This is a genomic window from Sorangium sp. So ce394 (genome assembly GCF_051474665.1).
Taxonomy (GTDB): Bacteria; Myxococcota_A; Polyangia; order Polyangiales; family Polyangiaceae; genus Sorangium; species Sorangium cellulosum_D.
Genome location: NZ_CP150339.1, coordinates 2,917,221 through 2,932,187, shown reverse-complemented (window position 1 = coordinate 2,932,187; position 14,967 = coordinate 2,917,221). Strand labels below are relative to the sequence as shown.

Below are 14,967 nucleotides of genomic sequence, written 5' to 3'. Positions count from 1 at the left end.
CATTCCACCGCGCCCGTCGAGGGTCAACGGCAACCGTCAGCGCGTCAGCGCGCCTCGTCGCCGCTCGCCTCGTCGCGGCTCCCCTCGTCGCCGCTCGCCTCGCCGCCGCTCGCCTCGCCGCCGCTCGCCGCGCCGCCGCTCGCCGCGCTCGCCGCCGCGCCGCGCGCGACGATGGCCTCGTACACGCGGCGGACGCGCTCGGTGATGGCGCCGTAGCGCGCGAGCAGCTCCTTCGCGGCCTCGCCCCCGGTGCGGCCCCGGATGCCCGTCCGCCGCGCGAGGAGCGGGACCCCGGGCGCGTTCTCCTGGAGCAGCTGCGAGGCGTCCGCGTGCACGATGCGGATCCGCTGCTCCAGCTTGCGCAGGAACGCGTGGCCGTCCCGGAAGATCTCGGCGTGCGCGGCCGCGAGGTATCCGGCCGAGGCGAGCGCGTCGATCGCGGCGAGCGTCTCGGAGGTCCGGACGCGCGGATCGGCGCCGTGGCGGATCTGCAGGAGCTGCACCGCGAACTCGATGTCCGCGAGGCCGCCCCGCCCGAGCTTGAAGTCGCGGCGGCCGCGGCGCTCGTGCGACAGCTCGCGCTCCATGCGCATCCGGAGCCGGTGGATCTCCTCGGCCATCCGATCGAAGTCGTCCGCCTGGAGGTACGCGGCCTCGTGCGCGATCGCGATCGCCTCCGCCCCGAGCGCCGGATCGCCGGCCGACGCGCGCGCCCGGATCAGCGCGAGCCGCTCCCAGATCGCCGCGCGCATGTGCCGCGCCCCGGGCGACGATTCCGGCTCCGCGGGCGCCTGGGCCGCCCCGTCCGCGCGGCGGATGCCGTGGTAGCGCGCGAACGCGTCGAGGGACGTGACGAGCAGCCCCTGGCTGCCCGACGGGCGCAGCCGCGTGTCGAGCTCGTACCCCGGGCCCGCCGCGTGCGACATCGAGATGAGCCGGATGATCTGCCGCGCGCGCCGCGCGTAGTAGGTGCCGGGGTCCGAGCCGGGCCCCTGATCGCCGGACGGCGCGCACGTCGGATCGAACAGGAAGAAGACGTCGAGATCCGAGCCGTAGCCGATCTCGCGCCCGCCGAGCTTGCCCATCGCGATCACGGCGAGCCCCCGCACCGGCTCCCCGGGCGGCGTCCCCAGCGCGAAGCGCGTCGCGGCCTCGAGCGACGCGTCGGCCAGGTCCGAGAGCGCGAGCGTCGCCTCGCGCGTGCCGACCTCGCCGCTCAGATCGGCGAGGCCGACCTCGATGGTGACGCGCGCCTTCGCGCGCCGGAGCGCGGCGATGAGCGCCTCCTCCGGATCTTCGTCCGGCGCGGCCTCGCTGAGGCTCTCCTCGATCGTGTGCCTGATCACGCCGGCGCTCGGCGCGCCGCGCGCGAGCAGCACGACGTCGACGAGCTCGGGGTACCTGACCATCGCGTCGCCGATGAACGCGCTCGACCCGAGCGCCTCGACCAGCCGACGGAGCGCGCGCGGGTCGTCGCCGAGCATGCGCGCGTAGACGGCGGAGTGCCTGATGCGGGAGAAGCACAGCCGGAGGAAGCGCGCGGCCTGCTCCGGATCGGCGGCGTCGATGACCGCGGCGAGCAGCGTCTCCGCCAGCGACGACGACGCCTCGCGGCTGCGCGCGCCGAGCAGGCCGTCGGGGTGGCGCGAGAGCTCGTAGAGGTCGTCGGCGACGTCGCGGAACCGCGCGGTCAGCGAGGCGCTCGCGCCCGGCTCCGGGGGCGCGCCGGCGGCCGGCGCGGCGAGCTCGGCGGCCTCCGGCTCTCCCCCGGCGCCGCCGAGGACGAGCACCGCGTGCTTCGCGAGCGCGTCGGCGAAGGCGTCGCGATCGCCGCGGTCGAGCGCGGCCATCGCCTCGATCCACCGCGACGGCCTGGTGCTCCCCTTCGGCAGGAGCGACAGGAGCCGGGCCTTGATCCGGCTCCGGCGCTGCTCGGTGTCGGCGAGGAACGCCGCGGCGTCCTCGAAGCGCAGCGTCCGGGCGAGGCGCTCCATCTCCGCCTCGCTGTCGGGGAGCAGGTGCGTCTGCACGCCGGTCGCCGACTGGACGGCGTGCTCCGCGCGCCGGAGCGCGAGGTACCCCTCCACGAGCTCCCGCCCTTCCCGGTCGGTCACGTACCCGAGCGCGCGCAGGCGCCGCAGGCCGTCGAGCATGCCCTGCGCGCGCGCCCGCGGCTCGCGCCCTCCCCAGATGAGCTGCAGGGCTTGCACGAAGAACTCCGCCTCGCGGATCCCGCCGGGGCCGAGCTTCAGGTCGCGCGACGCGTCGTGCGAGAGCTCCGCGCGGGCGCGCTCGACGAGCTCGATCATGTCGACGGCGAGCTGCGGATCGACCCGGCGCCGCCACACGAACGGGCCGAGCACGCCGAGCGCCTCGGCGCCGAAGTCGAGATCGCCGGCGATCTCGCGGGCGCGGAGCAGCGCGGCGCGCTCCCAGAGCCGGCCGAACGACTCGTAGTAGCGCTCGGCGGCGGCCAGCGAGTTGACGAGCGGGCCGCTCCGCCCCTCGGGGCGGAGCCGGAGATCCACGCGCCACACGAACCCGTCCTCCGTGACCTCCTCGAGCGTCGCCGTGAGCCGGCGCGCGACGCGGGTCCAGAAGTCGTGCAGGGTGACCGACACGGCGCGGTCGCCGGAGGGGCCCACCTGCCCTTCGTCGGTGTCGTAGAGGTAGATCAGGTCCACGTCGGAGCCCGCGTTGAGCTCCTCGCCGCCGAGCTTCCCCATGCCTAGGACGACGAACTTCGACCGCGCGCCGGTCGCGGTGCGCGGCTCGCCGAACCGCGCGGTCACGGCCGAGATCGCCTCGGCGAGCGCGACCTCGATCGTGGCCTCGGCGAGGGCGGTGAGCTCGCGCGCCGTGACGTCGATGTCCGCGCCCCCCGCCGACGGCGGGAGCAGCTCGCGCAGCGCGATGCGGATCCGCTCCTCGCGCGCCACGCGCCGGAGCTCCCGCCGCACGCGATCGGCGTCGGAGACGTCGCCGACGCGGCCGCGGATCCGCGACAGGTACGTGGCGCGATCGCGGGCCGTCTGGTGCCCCTCCGCCGCGAGCCGCTCCGCGATGTCCGGATTTGCCTCGATGGTCGCGCCGATCGCGGGGTAGGCGGCCGTGAGGAGCGCCGCGATGGCGAAGGCCATCGTCCCCGGCGGCAAGCGGGGCGACAGCCGCGCAGCGCGTTCCTTCACGCGTTGCTCGTCGATCGCGTTCGCGATCTCCAGGAGCCTCGAGACCTGTTGCATGGCGGGAGGCTAGCAAGACCCTGGCGTCGCGAACGCCGGTTCCGCAGCGCCCGACCGCCAGTTTATCGCCCGGAGCCTTCACCTCGCGCCTTGGCGACGTCGCCCTCCGATCCTATGCTCGCCGGGTGCGATTGCTCTGCGTCTCGGATATCCACGGCCACGCCGACGCGCTCGCGGCGGTCCTGGCCACCGCGGAGCGCCGAGGCTACACCCAGCTCCTGGTCGCCGGAGATCTCTGCTTTCCCGGCCCGAAGCCGCTCGAGACGTGGCGCCGGCTGACACAGGCCAAGGCGGTTTGCGTACAGGGCGTATCGGATCGCGCCCTGGCGACGCTGGACATCGAGAAGGTCAGGCCACGGAGCGAGCACGAGCGGGCGCGGCTCGATCGCCTGGCCCAGACGCGCACCGAGCTCGGCGAGCTGATCCTGGCCCGGCTGGCGCGTCTCGCCCCGACGTACCGGCTGCCGCTCGAGGACGGCGGCGAGCTCGTCCTGGTCCACGGCTCCCCTGCGGACCCGCTGGAGCCGATCTCGCACGACATGACGGACGAGGAGGTGCTCTCGCTCCTCGGCGACGACCCGGCGGATGTCGTGATCTGTGGTGGCTCCCACGTCCCGTTCGACCGGATGGTGGGGGGCGTGCGCATCATCAACGTCGGCTCGGTGGGAGAGGCGCCGTGCTCGATGCGGGGCGAGGTCGACCGGGTGCGCGTCGGTGGGCGCCCTGCCAGCGAGCTTGTGCGCAGCGGGCCTGTCTCCTACGGGGCGGGGCACGCCGACGCGACGTTCATCGAGCTCCGGGCGGGCGAGCTCTGGGTCGAGCAGGTCGTGGTGCCGCTCGGTAGGGCGGCCTGAGCGCGCCGGGGCGCAGGAGCGACGGGCGCGCCCAGAGCGACCCGAGCGCCCCGGAGCCACGCGACACCGCGCGAGGCACGCGCGGCGCTCGTCACGCATCGTACCAGGCGAGGAACAGCGCGCGCGCCATGCCCTCCCGCTTGAACCTATATCAAGGATTTAGGATCATCCTCGGGGAGCATGGGCAGCTACTCCCCCGACGATGATTTCGAGGCCACGCGGGTGGCCAACGTTGGGGAACTCCAGAAGGAGCTCCCGGCGCGCTCGCCGAAGGATCGCGCCTACCTCATCGTGCTCGCCGGCTCGAACGTCGGCGAGATGTACCGGGTCGAGGGCGCCGAGATCGTGATCGGCAGGGCCTCCGGGACGACGATCCGGCTGAACGACGACGGCATCTCGCGGCGCCACGCCCGCCTGCTCCAGATGGACAGCCAGGTGCTGATCGAGGATCTCAACAGCTCCAACGGGACGCTGGTGAACGGCGAGCAGGTGACGCGCGTCGCCCTGCACGACGGCGACAAGATCCGCCTGGGCTCGACGACGATCCTCAAGTTCACCTACCACGACCACCTGGACGAGTCGTTTCAGCAGCAGATGTACGACGCCGCGCTGCGCGACGCGCTCACGAAGGCGTTCAACAAGAAGTATTTCCTGGATCGGCTCGAGACCGAGGTCTCCTATGCCCGGCGGCACAGCGCGCACCTGTCGCTGCTCATGTTCGACGTCGATCACTTCAAGCGGATCAACGACACGTTCGGGCACCTCGCCGGCGACTACGTCCTTGCGCGGATCGCCAAGATCGCGAGCAACACGGTGCGGACCGAGGACGTGTTCGCGCGCTACGGCGGCGAGGAGTTCGGCATCCTGTGCCGCGGCGTGGCGCTCGAGAACGCGGGCATCCTCGGCGAGCGGCTGCGCCTGCTCATCGAGGGGTCGGTCTTCGAGCACGAGGGCGTCCGCGTGCCGACGACGATCAGCGTCGGCGTGGCGGCGCACCCCGTGGTCCCGGTGCAGACCGGGCTCCAGCTCATCGCGGCGGCCGACGAGGCGCTCTACGAGGCGAAGCGCACCGGCCGCAACCGCGTGCTCCTGAAGTTCGGCCCGAAGCCGTAGGCCCGGCGAGGGGCGCGCGGCAGGTCAGCCGGCGCAGCCCCGAGCGGACGCCGTGGCAGCCGCGCCTCGGCGGCCACGCGCGAGCGCCGCGGCAGCCGTGCGTCCGCGAGCGCGCGTCGCGGCACCGGCGCGCGGCGCCGCCCCCGCGCCTCAGTCGATCTTGAGGAGCTCCTTGACCTTGGCGATGACCTGCGGCGCCTGGATGGGCTTGGTGATGTACGCGTTCGCGCCGAGCTGCAGCGCGCGCTGGCGATCCTCCTGCGACCCCTCGGTGGTGATGATGATGATCGGGGTGTCCTTGTGGACCGGATCGGTGCGCACGCGCTTCACGAGCTTGAGCCCGTCCATGATGGGCATGTTGATGTCGGTGATGATCACGTCGTACTTGGTCGAGGCGAGCTTGCGGAGACCGTCGACGCCATCATCCGCCTCGGTGACGCGGAGGTTCTTCACGCGCGCAAGCGCGAAGACCAAGAGCTGCCGCATCATGGGCGAGTCTTCAACGATCAGACACGAGTACTCGGCCATGATCAGTCCTCCAGGTCCAGGAATGCCTGGACGCCGGGCACCTTCCGGCCGGCGTCGGTGAAGAGCCGCGCGTTGATGAGGGCGGGGGCGGCCTGGGCCCCGAGGAGCTTGAAGAGCTCGGTGTCCACGTTCACGAACTCCGTCTTTTGCGGGAGCGTGCTGAAGATCGCGATGACACCCACGGTGCGCCCGTTGAAGTCGAGCGGGATCACTGCCGCCGGATCCTCGATGCTCCCCTTGGAGACGTCCTTGGTCTCGTCGAAGAAGATTTCCCCCTTCGAGAATGCCTGGCCGACGACGCCTTCGGTCACCGGCATGCGCGCGATCTCCTCGACGGCGACGCCTTCGCTCGCGATCGCGACGAGCTCCTTACCATCAGGAGACGCCAGGTACACGGAGAAGGCGCCCGCCCCGAGGAACTGCGCCAGGAGCTCCTTCAGGTTGCGGAGGACATGGCGCACGTTGCGCGCTGCGTGCAGCTGCGAGAGCGCGACGTACAGGTTCGCCAGGTTCGCGAGCTCGCCCTCCGCCTCCGAGTAGCGGCTGTTGAAGCGGTCTGACGCCGCCACCATCCGCACCGACTGCGTCACGAGATCGCGCTTCTCCTGCTCGAGCTCCTCGATCTTGCGGAGCAGGTCGCGGATGGCCGAGTCGCTCGCGAGGTGCGCGCGCAGCTTGCCGTTCTCCGATTCGAGCTCGGTGATCTTGTCACGAAGGCGCTCGTTCTCGCGGAGGAGCTCCTCGGTCAGCTGCGCCCCCTTGCGGAAGAACTGCTGAATGAAGGCATCACGCTCCTTCTTCAGGTCCTCGGGGGGACGATCGCTCGGACGCCCTTTTTTCTCCGTCATTTTATCCCGGGGTTCTCCAGAGCTTCGGACCGTATCATGCGGGGCTGACCGGACGGAAGCGTCGAGCGCGGGCCGCCGGCGACGCCCGGATCCGCCCCCGTCTCCCAGGGGGCGACCGCTGCGGCCGCCATCGATGACGTCGGCTCGGGCGCGCTCGCCCTACCTCGGAGACCGGACCCCCGCCCGCCCGGCCCGCCCACCCCCGCCTCCACGACTACGCCTTCTCCATCTGCTTCAGCAACTTGGTCCACTGGCGCAGCTCCCGGCCGAGCAGCACAGGCGTCTTCCGGAGCGACGCGATGTCGCGCGCCCCGACGAGCAGCATGACCGCCCGGAGCTCCGCCTCGATGTTCTCCAGGTACCGCACCGCGGCCTCCCGTCCCCCCGAGACGAAGGCCTGGAGCACCGGACGCGCGATCCCAGCCGCATGCGCGCCGAGCGCGACCGCCCGCGCGATGTCAAGGCCGCTGGTGATGCCCCCGGTCGCGATGATCGTCTTGAAGCGGGGACGGATGGTGCGGGCGATAAGCACCGAGGCGGCCGTCGGGACGCCCCACTCGCGCAGGGCCTGCCCGAGGGAGCGGGCGGCGCCGCTGGCGCGCTCCGTCTCGACCGCGACCCACGACGTGCCCCCGGCGCCGGAGACGTCGATGTTCCGGACGCCGGCCCGGATCAACCGGTAGGCGGTCCCCGGGCCGATCCCGCAGCCGGTCTCCTTGGCGACGACCGGCACGCTGAGGCCGTTCGCCAGCCGGCTCATCGCCTCCAGGGCGCCGGCGAAATCGCGGTCGCCGCCCGGCTGGACCAGCTCCATCGCGGGGTTCATGTGGATGCAGAGCGCGTCGGCGCCGACCTGCGCCACGAGCTCGGCGACCGCCTCGGTCGACAGCGACCGCGCCTGCACGGCGCCGATGTTCCCGAGGACGAGGGTCGTCGGGGCGCGCTCGCGGACCTCGTACGAGGCGGAGGCGTCGCCGTTGAGCATCGCCCGCTGGCTCCCGAGGCCGAAGCCGTACCCGCGCTCCTCGGCGATCTGCGACAGCTCCCGGTTGATCGCCTGCGCGCGCTCGGTCCCGCCGGTCATGGCCGCGATGAGGAGCGGCGCGCGGAGCCGCTTGCCGAGCAGCAGCACCGAGGTGTCGATCGCGTCGAGGGAGAGCTCTGGCAGCGCGTCGTGGATCAGCTCGACCTGCTCGAGGAGCGTGGTCTTGGCCCGAAACCCGACATCCCCCGTCGCGCAGAGCTCGATGTGGTCCGCTTTCCTCTCGGAGATGTCCTTCGCCTCTTCCGTCATGGGAGCACAACTTTACGCGGTCGCTGACCGCCGTCGAAAAGGAAGTGGCATGGACAAAAAATCGACAAAAATCGCGTCTGGAGCTTCGCACCGGCGCAGGCCGCGGGCGCCGGCCCCCGCCCCTGTTGCAGCGACCGCGCGACCGGCGCCCGGCCGTGGCATAAAGTAGCCGTATGGACCTCCCGGACGAATCGCAAATCCGCTGGATCCTTCGCACATCCTCCACGCTCCTCCAGCACGGCGCCGAGCCGGTGCGCGGGCTGGTGCAGCCGACGGCCGAGTTCTTCCCCGACCCCTACGACGGCTCGCCGAAGACGGTGGCCGCCCTGATGCTGCGGGTGCAAGAGCACGCGGGGCTCCAGGATCTGCCGGTGGAGCTGGCGGTGGTCACGCCGGAGGGGCAGGCGAGCACCGTGAGCTGCTCGAGCGGCGCGTGCGGCGGGATGGCGCTCGACACGAAGCTCGAGCGGGTCGCCCGGCGCGACGACGGCGGCTACCGGGTCGCCCTCTCCGCGGGCGAGCTCCGCAACCCGACGGTGCTCACCACGGCGTTCGTGCGCGCCGTGTCGTTCATGTTCCTGAGCGAGGCCGGCGCCTTCGAGGCGCTCGTGCCGCCGGACCGCGATCCCGCCGTGGATCTCGCCGCCGTGCTGCTCGGCTTCGGCGTCCTCGTGACGAACGGCTCGTACCTGTACGCGAAGGGCTGCGGCGGCGTGCAGGTGCACTCGGCGACGAAGATGCCGGTCGACGAGCTCGCGCTCGCGCTCGCCGTCTACTGCCGGATGCACGAGGTGCCCGACCGGACCGCCGCGCGGCACCTCGACGTGACGCCGCGCGCCCACTTCGACGAGTCGGCGGTCTGGGCGAGCTCCAACATCGCGCTCGTCCGCATGCTGCGCGCCGCCCCGGATCGGATCGCCGCGGACGACTACGCGATCGGCGAGTCGAGGAGCTGGCTGGCCCGCGCGCTCGGCCTCGGCAAGCGCCGGCCGGCGCGGACGGCCGAGGACGAGCTGCGCGAGCTCGAGCGAGAGCTCGCGCCGGCGGCCGGCGCGGCGAAGCCGCGATCGTTGGATGAGGGCAAGGCGAAGAAGCTTGCGGAGATCCGTGCTCTCGTGGACGAGAGCCTAGGGAGCTGAATGAGCGTACGACTCTGGGACAAAGGGGGCGCGACCGACGCCCAAATGCTGCGGTACACCTCGCGCGACGACTGGCAGCTCGACCAGCGCCTGCTCGCCTACGACCTGCGGGCCACGATCGCGCACGTCCGCGGGCTCGCGCGGATCGGCGTGCTCAGCGAGGCGGAGCGCGACGCGCTCGTCCGCGAGCTCGAGGTGCTGACGGCGCAGAACGAGGCCGGCGAGCTGCGGCTCACCGAGGACGACGAGGACGGCCACAGCGCGATCGAGGCGGCGCTGGTGGCCCGCATCGGCGACGCGGGCAAGAAGGTGCACACCGGCCGGAGCCGCAACGACCAGGTGCTCGTCGCGATGCGCCTCTACGAGCGCGACGCCCTGGACGAGCTCGCCGAGCACGCGACGGCCGGCGCCCGCGCGCTGCTCGATCTCGCCCGGCGCGAGGCGGACACGCCGATGCCCGGCTACACGCACCTGCAGCGGGCGGTGCCGTCGTCCGTCGGCTACTGGGCCGCCTCGTTCGTCGAGGGGCTCGCCGACGCGGTCGACGTCGTCCGCGCGACGCGGGCGCTCGTCGACCGGTGCCCGCTCGGCGGCGCCGCCGGCTTCGGCGTGAACCTGTCGCTCGATCGCGTCGGCGTCGCGCGCGAGCTCGGGTTCGCCGGCGTGGCCGTGAACCCGCTGGCCTCCCAGACGTCGCGGGGCATCATCGAGGCGCAGATCCTCGCGGCCGCGTGGCAGGTCGTCGCCGTGAGCCGCCGGCTCGCGTGGGATCTCAGCCTGTTCGCGATGAGCGAGCTCGCGTTCATCCGGCTCCCGGAGGCGTTCACCACCGGCTCTTCGATCATGCCGCAGAAGCGCAACCCCGACGTGGTCGAGCTCATGCGCGCGGCGTGCTCCGTCGTGCAGGGGGCGCTCGCCGAGGTGCAGTCGCTCGTGGCGCTCCCGTCCGGCTACCACCGCGATCTGCAGCTCACGAAGGGCCCCACGATGCGCGGCCTCGACGAGGCGCTCGCGACCTCACGCCTCTTGCCGCGGCTCGTCGAGGGGCTCGCGTTCGATCGCGAGCGCATGGCCCGGGCGATCACGCCCGAGTGCTTCGCGACCGATCGCGCCGTCGAGCTCGCCGTGCAGGGCGTCCCGTTCCGCGAGGCCTACCGGAAGGTCGCGGCCGAGATCGCGGCGCTCCCCGCCGGCGACGCGGCGGCGAGCCTCCGCGCGCGCGTGTCGCTCGGCGCCCCGGGCAACCTCGCGCTGGACGACCTGGCCCGCAGGCTGGAACGGAACGCGCGCTAGAGCGACAAACGGGTTGAATCTGCCTGAAAAGCGCAGAATTTCGAGCCGGCAAGACGCAAAGAAGAGAATCGTTTCTTGGCGTCTTGCCGGTTGATCATTCGCTTGATCAGCGTGATCGGTGTTCTAGCGCCGCGTCCATCACGAGCCCGCGCCCGCGGTGCGCGGGCGATGTTGCAGGGCTGCCCGGCGCTGCCGACGAGCTAGCGCTGCCGGCGGAGCTCGCGGACCGCGCCCGCCTCGGCCACCAGCACGAGCGTCGCCATGTCGAGGAACAGGCCTGTGTCCATGACCCCAGGGATCTTGCGGATGCGCGCGTCGAGCGCCGCCGGGGCGTCGATCGGGCCGAACGCCGTGTCGAGGATCCAGTTGTGGTTGTCGGTCTGGAAGGGATACCCGTCCGCGTTCTTGCGGATCGCCGGTTTGCCTCCGAGCGCCGCCAGGTGCCGCGCGGCCGACGCGCTCGCGAAGGGCACCACCTCGATCGGGACGGGGACGCGTGAGCCGAGCTTCTCGACGAGCTTCTCGGGGGTCACGAGGATGATGAAGCGCGCGGCCTCGTAGGCCACCACGCGCTCGCGGAGGAGCGCGCCGCCGAGGCCCTTGATGAGGCCGAGATCGGGCGCCACCTCGTCGGCGCCGTCGACGGCGACGTCGAGGCGCTCGACCTCCTCGAACGGCAGGATCGGGATGTTCTCGCGGCGGGCGAGCGCCGCCGAGCGCTCCGACGTGGCGACGCCCTGGATCTGGAGGCCGCCGCGGACGCGCTCCCCGAGGCGCCGGATGAACGCCTCGGACGTGCGCCCGGAGCCGAGCCCGAGCAACATCCCGCTGTCGATGTGCGCGAGCGCAGCGACAGCGACACGATCCAGATCGGCAGGGTCCAGCGCCGCGATGTTCATGCGCTGCTCATCGGTCATCGCGGCCGCTAGCGCAACGGGATTTTTCGAGCTCGTCGAGCGGCGCGGGGCAAAGCGGCCGGAGCCGGCAGCCTTTGCACTCGGCGCCCGTCCAGATGGCCTCGAACGTCGCCTGCATCTCGTCGAGCAGGAGGTCGTCGTCCGTGAGCACGCCCGCCTCGAAGTTCCGCCGCCCCTCGCCCTTCGCCCCGAGCCCGGCGCCGGTGAGGTTCGCGGAGCCGAGGTACAGGAGCGCGCCGTCGACGGCGATCATCTTCAGGTGGACCCGCGGGCAGCGCCGCATCTCGATCGGCGGCCGGGGCCGGCGGCGGAGCTCGGCGCGGAAGGCGCGCGACGGGACGCCGGCGTGCAGCAGGCGCAGCTCGACCCCGCGGGCGGCGAGCGCGTCGAGCAGGTCGAGGAACGACATGTACCGGCCGCGCGCCCGCGCCCTCGACCCGATGGGCGCCTCGACGCGCAGCTCCTTCACGTTGGCCGTCGCGATCCACACCGAGACGCGCGCGTTCGCGACCGCGCCCATCACGAGCGCGTCGTAGTGGGCCCTGTCGCGGAGGAGCGTCAGCTCGACGCGCCGCTTGAGCTGGGTCCGCGGCGTCGCCTCCACGTCGCGCGCCCGCGCGCGCGGGCGCGCCGGCCGCGCGCTCACGCCCGTTGACCGGCGCCGGCGGGCGCCTGCTCACTCTCGAGGTGGGCCCTAAGCAAGGCCCGGACGTCGTCCGGCATCGGGACCGAGACCAGCTGCACGAGATCGGTGGTCACCACCGTGTGCCGGAGCTCGGCCGACAGCACGCCGTCGTGAGCGCGGACCATGCGGTACCGGAACGTGGCGCTCCGCCTGCCGAGATGGACGACCGAGGTCTCGATCCGGAGCGTCTCGCCGTAACGCGCCGGCGCCGCGTAGTCGGCCTCGACCCGCACCGCCGGCAGCCCGATCCGCCGCTCGAGGATGAGCCGTGCGTAGCCTCCCTCGAGCGGCGCGAAGAACCGCTCCATCGCCTCGTGCGCGTAGTTGAGGAAGCGCGCGAAGAAGACGATGTTCGCGGCGTCGACGTCCTCGAACTTGATCGGGCGATCGAGGGAGACCATCGCGGCTAGGAGAGGTCCTCGGCGAGCCTCTCCAGGGTCGCCCTCCCGAGCGGCGCCTTCACGGAGTACCGCGGGTGCGCGACGACGATCGAGACCGCCGCCTTCTTGGCCTTGATCGCGGCCTGCGCCTCGGCCGGGAGATCCACCTTGAGGTAGTGCACCGCCGTCGTGCGGTCCTCCAGGACCGACGCGTCGCGCTTGCCGCGCGCCTTTGCGGCGACGCCGTCGACCTCGACCGACACGGTGTCCTCGAGCCCGACCAGCTCGACGAGCATCTGGTCGCGCAGCGCCCGGTCGGGGATCTCGACGAAGAGCGTCAGGCTGAGCTGCCCCTCCCCCGGGATGAGATCGTTGTACGTCTCGATCTCGTGGAGGATGCCGCTCTCGCTCGTGATGCGCTCGGTGCGGAGCATCTCCTGGATCTGGAACAGCACCGAGTCGCGGTTCTCGAACACGGCGGTCAGGTGGTCTCCGATCCGCACGCGGCGGGGCCGCTTCTCCTCGATGATGCGGTTGCGGAATCGCTCCCGGATCGCCTCGTATTCGCCGATCCCGAGCACCTCGTTGCGATCGATGGGACGCATGACGGCTCCTCTCTTCGACGTCTCGCTCACGTCTCCCTCACGTCTCCCTCACGACTTCGGCTCGATGTACGACGTCGGCCCGAGCCCGTACGCGTGGGCGAGCGCCTCCACCGGGTGCAGCACCTTCGCGCCGTTCTCCTTGACCATCCTGAGGCCGGCGAGCGTGCAGTCGCTGACGATGACGTCCGCGCCCGCGACGCCGCGCACGAGCTTCGACGCGTACTTGCGGCCGGTCTCGTAGTGCGCCGCCTTCATCCCCCAGGTGCCGTCCACCGCCGAGCACTGCTCGACGACGCGCACCTCGGTGTCGGGCACGACGCCGAGCACCCTGGCGCCAGGGAAGCCGATCTTCTGGGCGCGCAGGTGGCACGCGGCGTGGTACGCGATCGTGCCGAGCCCCCGCTTGAACTCGCGGTTGAGCTTCTTCTCGCGCCCGAGCTGGACGAGGAACTCCATCATGTCGACCGTCGCGGCCGCGACCTCGCGCGCCTCCGCCGTCTGCAGGTACTCGGGCCACTCCTTCTTCATCGTGTAGCCGCACGTCGGGCCGACCACGACGATCTTCCTGCCCCTGCGGACGTGCGGGAGCAGCAGCGCGACGTTCTGCTTCACCTTCGCGGTGAACGCCTCGAGATCGCCGCCGTCGAGGTTCGGCATCCCGCAGCACGTCAGCGCGTCCGTCGGGGCGTCCTGCGGCTCGTCCGGGGAGGCGCAGCCGGGCACGTGCACCGCGTAGCCGTTGTGCTCGAGCACGCGGACCGCGGCCTCGGGGACCCCGGGCGTGTTGTACTCGCCGTAGCAGGTCGCGAAGAGGACGACGGAGCCTTGCTTGCCGGCGTCCGCCGCGGCGCCGTGCTCCGCGAACCACGACGAGAACGGCTTGCGCGCCATCTCCGGGAGCGGGAACTCCGACGAGATCCCCGTCACCTTCTCCTGCACCTTGCGCAGCAGGCGGCTCGCCTGCACGAGGTTCGCGAGCGGCGCGGCGGGGCCAGAGCCGAGCGCGCCGATCAGCTGCGGCTCGCCGAGGATCCTGTCCACCAGCGGGATGCCCTCCCGCTGGGCGCGCATCGCGCGCTCGCGCGCGAGCACGCGCGGGTAGTCCAGGAGCTCGTAGGCGTGCTCGTCGGCGGTGTACGGGCACTTGATGTAACAGAGCTTGCACTGCCAGCACTCGTCGCCGATGGCCTTGAAGTCGTCGTAGGTGAGGGCCTCGGCGCCCTCGGCGACGCCGGCCTCGATGTCCCTGTCGACGCGGGCGAAGAGCTCGGGGAACGAGCCGCAGTACCCGACGCACATGCGGCACTCGTGACAGATCTGGAACGTCCGCCGCAGCTCGGCCTCGAGGTCGCGGGGATCGAGATATCGCTCGTCGTTCGGCGATGTCGCCGGCGGACGGTCTGGTGCACGCCGAATGACGCTCACGGGTCGGTTCCTCTCAACATCCTTTGGGAGTACGGGGCGAAGGGGCGGCTGGCTGCGCGGCGCGGCGCCGGGCGGGCCGCGCTGGCAGCGACGGCGCGCGCGCCCCGGGTCGAGCCGCCGGCGGCTCGGCGCGATCCGGGGCGCTCGCGCTCACGCATCGGTCGAGATCAGAAGTCGAGCGACTGCAGCGCCTTCTGGAAGCGCCCGGCGTGCGACTTCTCGGCCTTGGCGAGCGTCTCGAACCACTCGGCGATGTCGTCGAAGCCCTCCTCGCGGGCCTCCTTCGCGAAGCCCGGGTACATCGTCTCGTACTCGTGGGTCTCGCCGGCGACGGCGGCCTTCAGGTTCTTCTCCGTGCTGCCGATCGGCAGGCCCGTCGCCGGGTCGCCGGCCTGCCGGAGGTAGTCGAGGTGGCCGTGCGCGTGGCCCGTCTCGCCGTCCGCCGTGTCCTTGAAGAGACCCGCGACGTCGGGGCGACCTTCGACGTCGGCGACCTTTGCGAAATACAGGTAGCGGCGGTTGGCCTGCGACTCCCCGGCGAACGCGTCCTTCAGGTTCTGGTGCGTCTTCGTGCCCGTAAGCTGCTTGGTGGTCATGGTGTTCGCTCTCCTTGGTTGAACGGCTGGGACGATGGATCCCTGGTG

14 protein-coding genes are annotated in these 14,967 nt (G+C 72.0%); 4 read left to right on the top strand and 10 right to left on the bottom strand.

Going from position 1 to position 14,967, the window contains the following annotated elements:
- Window positions 1-44: 44 nt before the first annotated feature.
- Entirely contained in the window at window positions 45-3,242 is a 3,198-nt protein-coding gene (gene glnE / locus WMF33_RS10940; protein ID WP_437337081.1) for a bifunctional [glutamate--ammonia ligase]-adenylyl-L-tyrosine phosphorylase/[glutamate--ammonia-ligase] adenylyltransferase, read from the bottom strand.
- Between the two features lie 125 nt (window positions 3,243-3,367).
- Here glnE and WMF33_RS10935 point away from each other — a divergent pair, with 125 nt between their 5' ends.
- Entirely contained in the window at window positions 3,368-4,096 is a 729-nt protein-coding gene (locus WMF33_RS10935) for a metallophosphoesterase family protein (protein WP_061629613.1), read from the top strand.
- A 180-nt stretch (window positions 4,097-4,276) separates the two neighbouring features.
- Window positions 4,277-5,209, top strand: a complete 933-nt coding sequence (locus WMF33_RS10930) for a diguanylate cyclase (RefSeq protein ID WP_437337080.1) — start codon at window positions 4,277-4,279, stop codon at window positions 5,207-5,209.
- A 150-nt stretch (window positions 5,210-5,359) separates the two neighbouring features.
- On the opposite strand, the gene WMF33_RS10925 is transcribed toward WMF33_RS10930, so the two are convergent.
- From WMF33_RS10925 to fni, 3 genes are all read right to left on the bottom strand, one after another.
- Window positions 5,360-5,737, bottom strand: a complete 378-nt coding sequence (locus WMF33_RS10925; protein WP_012234398.1) for a response regulator — start codon at window positions 5,735-5,737, stop codon at window positions 5,360-5,362.
- A 2-nt stretch (window positions 5,738-5,739) separates the two neighbouring features.
- On the bottom strand, window positions 5,740-6,585 hold the full coding sequence (locus tag WMF33_RS10920) for a GAF domain-containing protein (protein WP_061622393.1): 846 nt from the start codon (window positions 6,583-6,585) through the stop codon (window positions 5,740-5,742).
- Window positions 6,586-6,799: 214 nt separating this feature from the next.
- Window positions 6,800-7,879 carry a type 2 isopentenyl-diphosphate Delta-isomerase gene (gene fni, locus WMF33_RS10915; RefSeq protein WP_061622392.1) on the bottom strand — a complete coding sequence of 360 codons (1,080 nt, stop codon included), beginning with the start codon at window positions 7,877-7,879 and terminating at the stop codon, window positions 6,800-6,802.
- 173 nt (window positions 7,880-8,052) lie between these two features.
- On the opposite strand from fni, the gene WMF33_RS10910 reads away from it, so the two are divergent.
- Both WMF33_RS10910 and argH read left to right on the top strand, forming a co-directional pair.
- Entirely contained in the window at window positions 8,053-9,018 is a 966-nt protein-coding gene (locus WMF33_RS10910; RefSeq protein WP_437337079.1) for a hypothetical protein, read from the top strand.
- Window positions 9,019-10,311: an argininosuccinate lyase gene (gene argH, locus WMF33_RS10905; RefSeq protein ID WP_437337078.1), complete on the top strand. Its 1,293-nt coding sequence runs from the start codon at window positions 9,019-9,021 to the stop codon at window positions 10,309-10,311.
- A gap of 200 nt (window positions 10,312-10,511) precedes the next feature.
- Here the strand turns inward: argH and rpiA are convergent, their stop codons facing one another.
- From rpiA to WMF33_RS10875, 6 genes are all read right to left on the bottom strand, one after another.
- Entirely contained in the window at window positions 10,512-11,228 is a 717-nt protein-coding gene (gene rpiA, locus WMF33_RS10900; protein WP_061622389.1) for a ribose-5-phosphate isomerase RpiA, read from the bottom strand.
- The gene (locus tag WMF33_RS10895) at window positions 11,218-11,874 is read right to left on the bottom strand and encodes a phospholipase D family protein (protein ID WP_437337077.1); all 657 of its coding nucleotides are present in this window, start codon (window positions 11,872-11,874) and stop codon (window positions 11,218-11,220) included. The genes rpiA and WMF33_RS10895 overlap by 11 nt, the downstream gene beginning before the upstream one ends.
- Window positions 11,871-12,314 (bottom strand): acyl-CoA thioesterase, encoded by a 444-nt coding sequence (locus WMF33_RS10890; protein ID WP_437337076.1) that lies wholly within the window; start codon window positions 12,312-12,314, stop codon window positions 11,871-11,873. Before WMF33_RS10890 ends, WMF33_RS10895 begins: the two co-directional genes overlap by 4 nt.
- 5 nt (window positions 12,315-12,319) lie before the next feature.
- Window positions 12,320-12,898: a DUF3501 family protein gene (locus tag WMF33_RS10885; protein WP_437337075.1), complete on the bottom strand. Its 579-nt coding sequence runs from the start codon at window positions 12,896-12,898 to the stop codon at window positions 12,320-12,322.
- 48 nt (window positions 12,899-12,946) lie between these two features.
- Window positions 12,947-14,323, bottom strand: coding sequence for a heterodisulfide reductase-related iron-sulfur binding cluster (locus tag WMF33_RS10880; protein WP_061622385.1), 1,377 nt, complete (start codon window positions 14,321-14,323; stop codon window positions 12,947-12,949).
- 167 nt (window positions 14,324-14,490) lie between these two features.
- The gene (locus tag WMF33_RS10875; RefSeq protein ID WP_020734163.1) at window positions 14,491-14,919 is read right to left on the bottom strand and encodes a rubrerythrin family protein; all 429 of its coding nucleotides are present in this window, start codon (window positions 14,917-14,919) and stop codon (window positions 14,491-14,493) included.
- Between the last annotated feature and the right edge of the window lie 48 nt (window positions 14,920-14,967).

Coding starts and splice junctions, on each gene's coding strand:
- WMF33_RS10920 (WP_061622393.1), bottom strand. CDS start 6,585: ATGACGGAGAAAAAAGGGCGTCCGAGCGATCGTCCCCCCGAGGACCTG.
- argH (WP_437337078.1), top strand. CDS start 9,019: ATGAGCGTACGACTCTGGGACAAAGGGGGCGCGACCGACGCCCAAATG.
- rpiA (WP_061622389.1), bottom strand. CDS start 11,228: ATGACCGATGAGCAGCGCATGAACATCGCGGCGCTGGACCCTGCCGAT.
- glnE (WP_437337081.1), bottom strand. CDS start 3,242: ATGCAACAGGTCTCGAGGCTCCTGGAGATCGCGAACGCGATCGACGAG.
- fni (WP_061622392.1), bottom strand. CDS start 7,879: ATGACGGAAGAGGCGAAGGACATCTCCGAGAGGAAAGCGGACCACATC.
- WMF33_RS10930 (WP_437337080.1), top strand. CDS start 4,277: ATGGGCAGCTACTCCCCCGACGATGATTTCGAGGCCACGCGGGTGGCC.
- WMF33_RS10875 (WP_020734163.1), bottom strand. CDS start 14,919: ATGACCACCAAGCAGCTTACGGGCACGAAGACGCACCAGAACCTGAAG.
- WMF33_RS10910 (WP_437337079.1), top strand. CDS start 8,053: ATGGACCTCCCGGACGAATCGCAAATCCGCTGGATCCTTCGCACATCC.
- WMF33_RS10890 (WP_437337076.1), bottom strand. CDS start 12,314: ATGGTCTCCCTCGATCGCCCGATCAAGTTCGAGGACGTCGACGCCGCG.
- WMF33_RS10925 (WP_012234398.1), bottom strand. CDS start 5,737: ATGGCCGAGTACTCGTGTCTGATCGTTGAAGACTCGCCCATGATGCGG.
- WMF33_RS10885 (WP_437337075.1), bottom strand. CDS start 12,898: ATGCGTCCCATCGATCGCAACGAGGTGCTCGGGATCGGCGAATACGAG.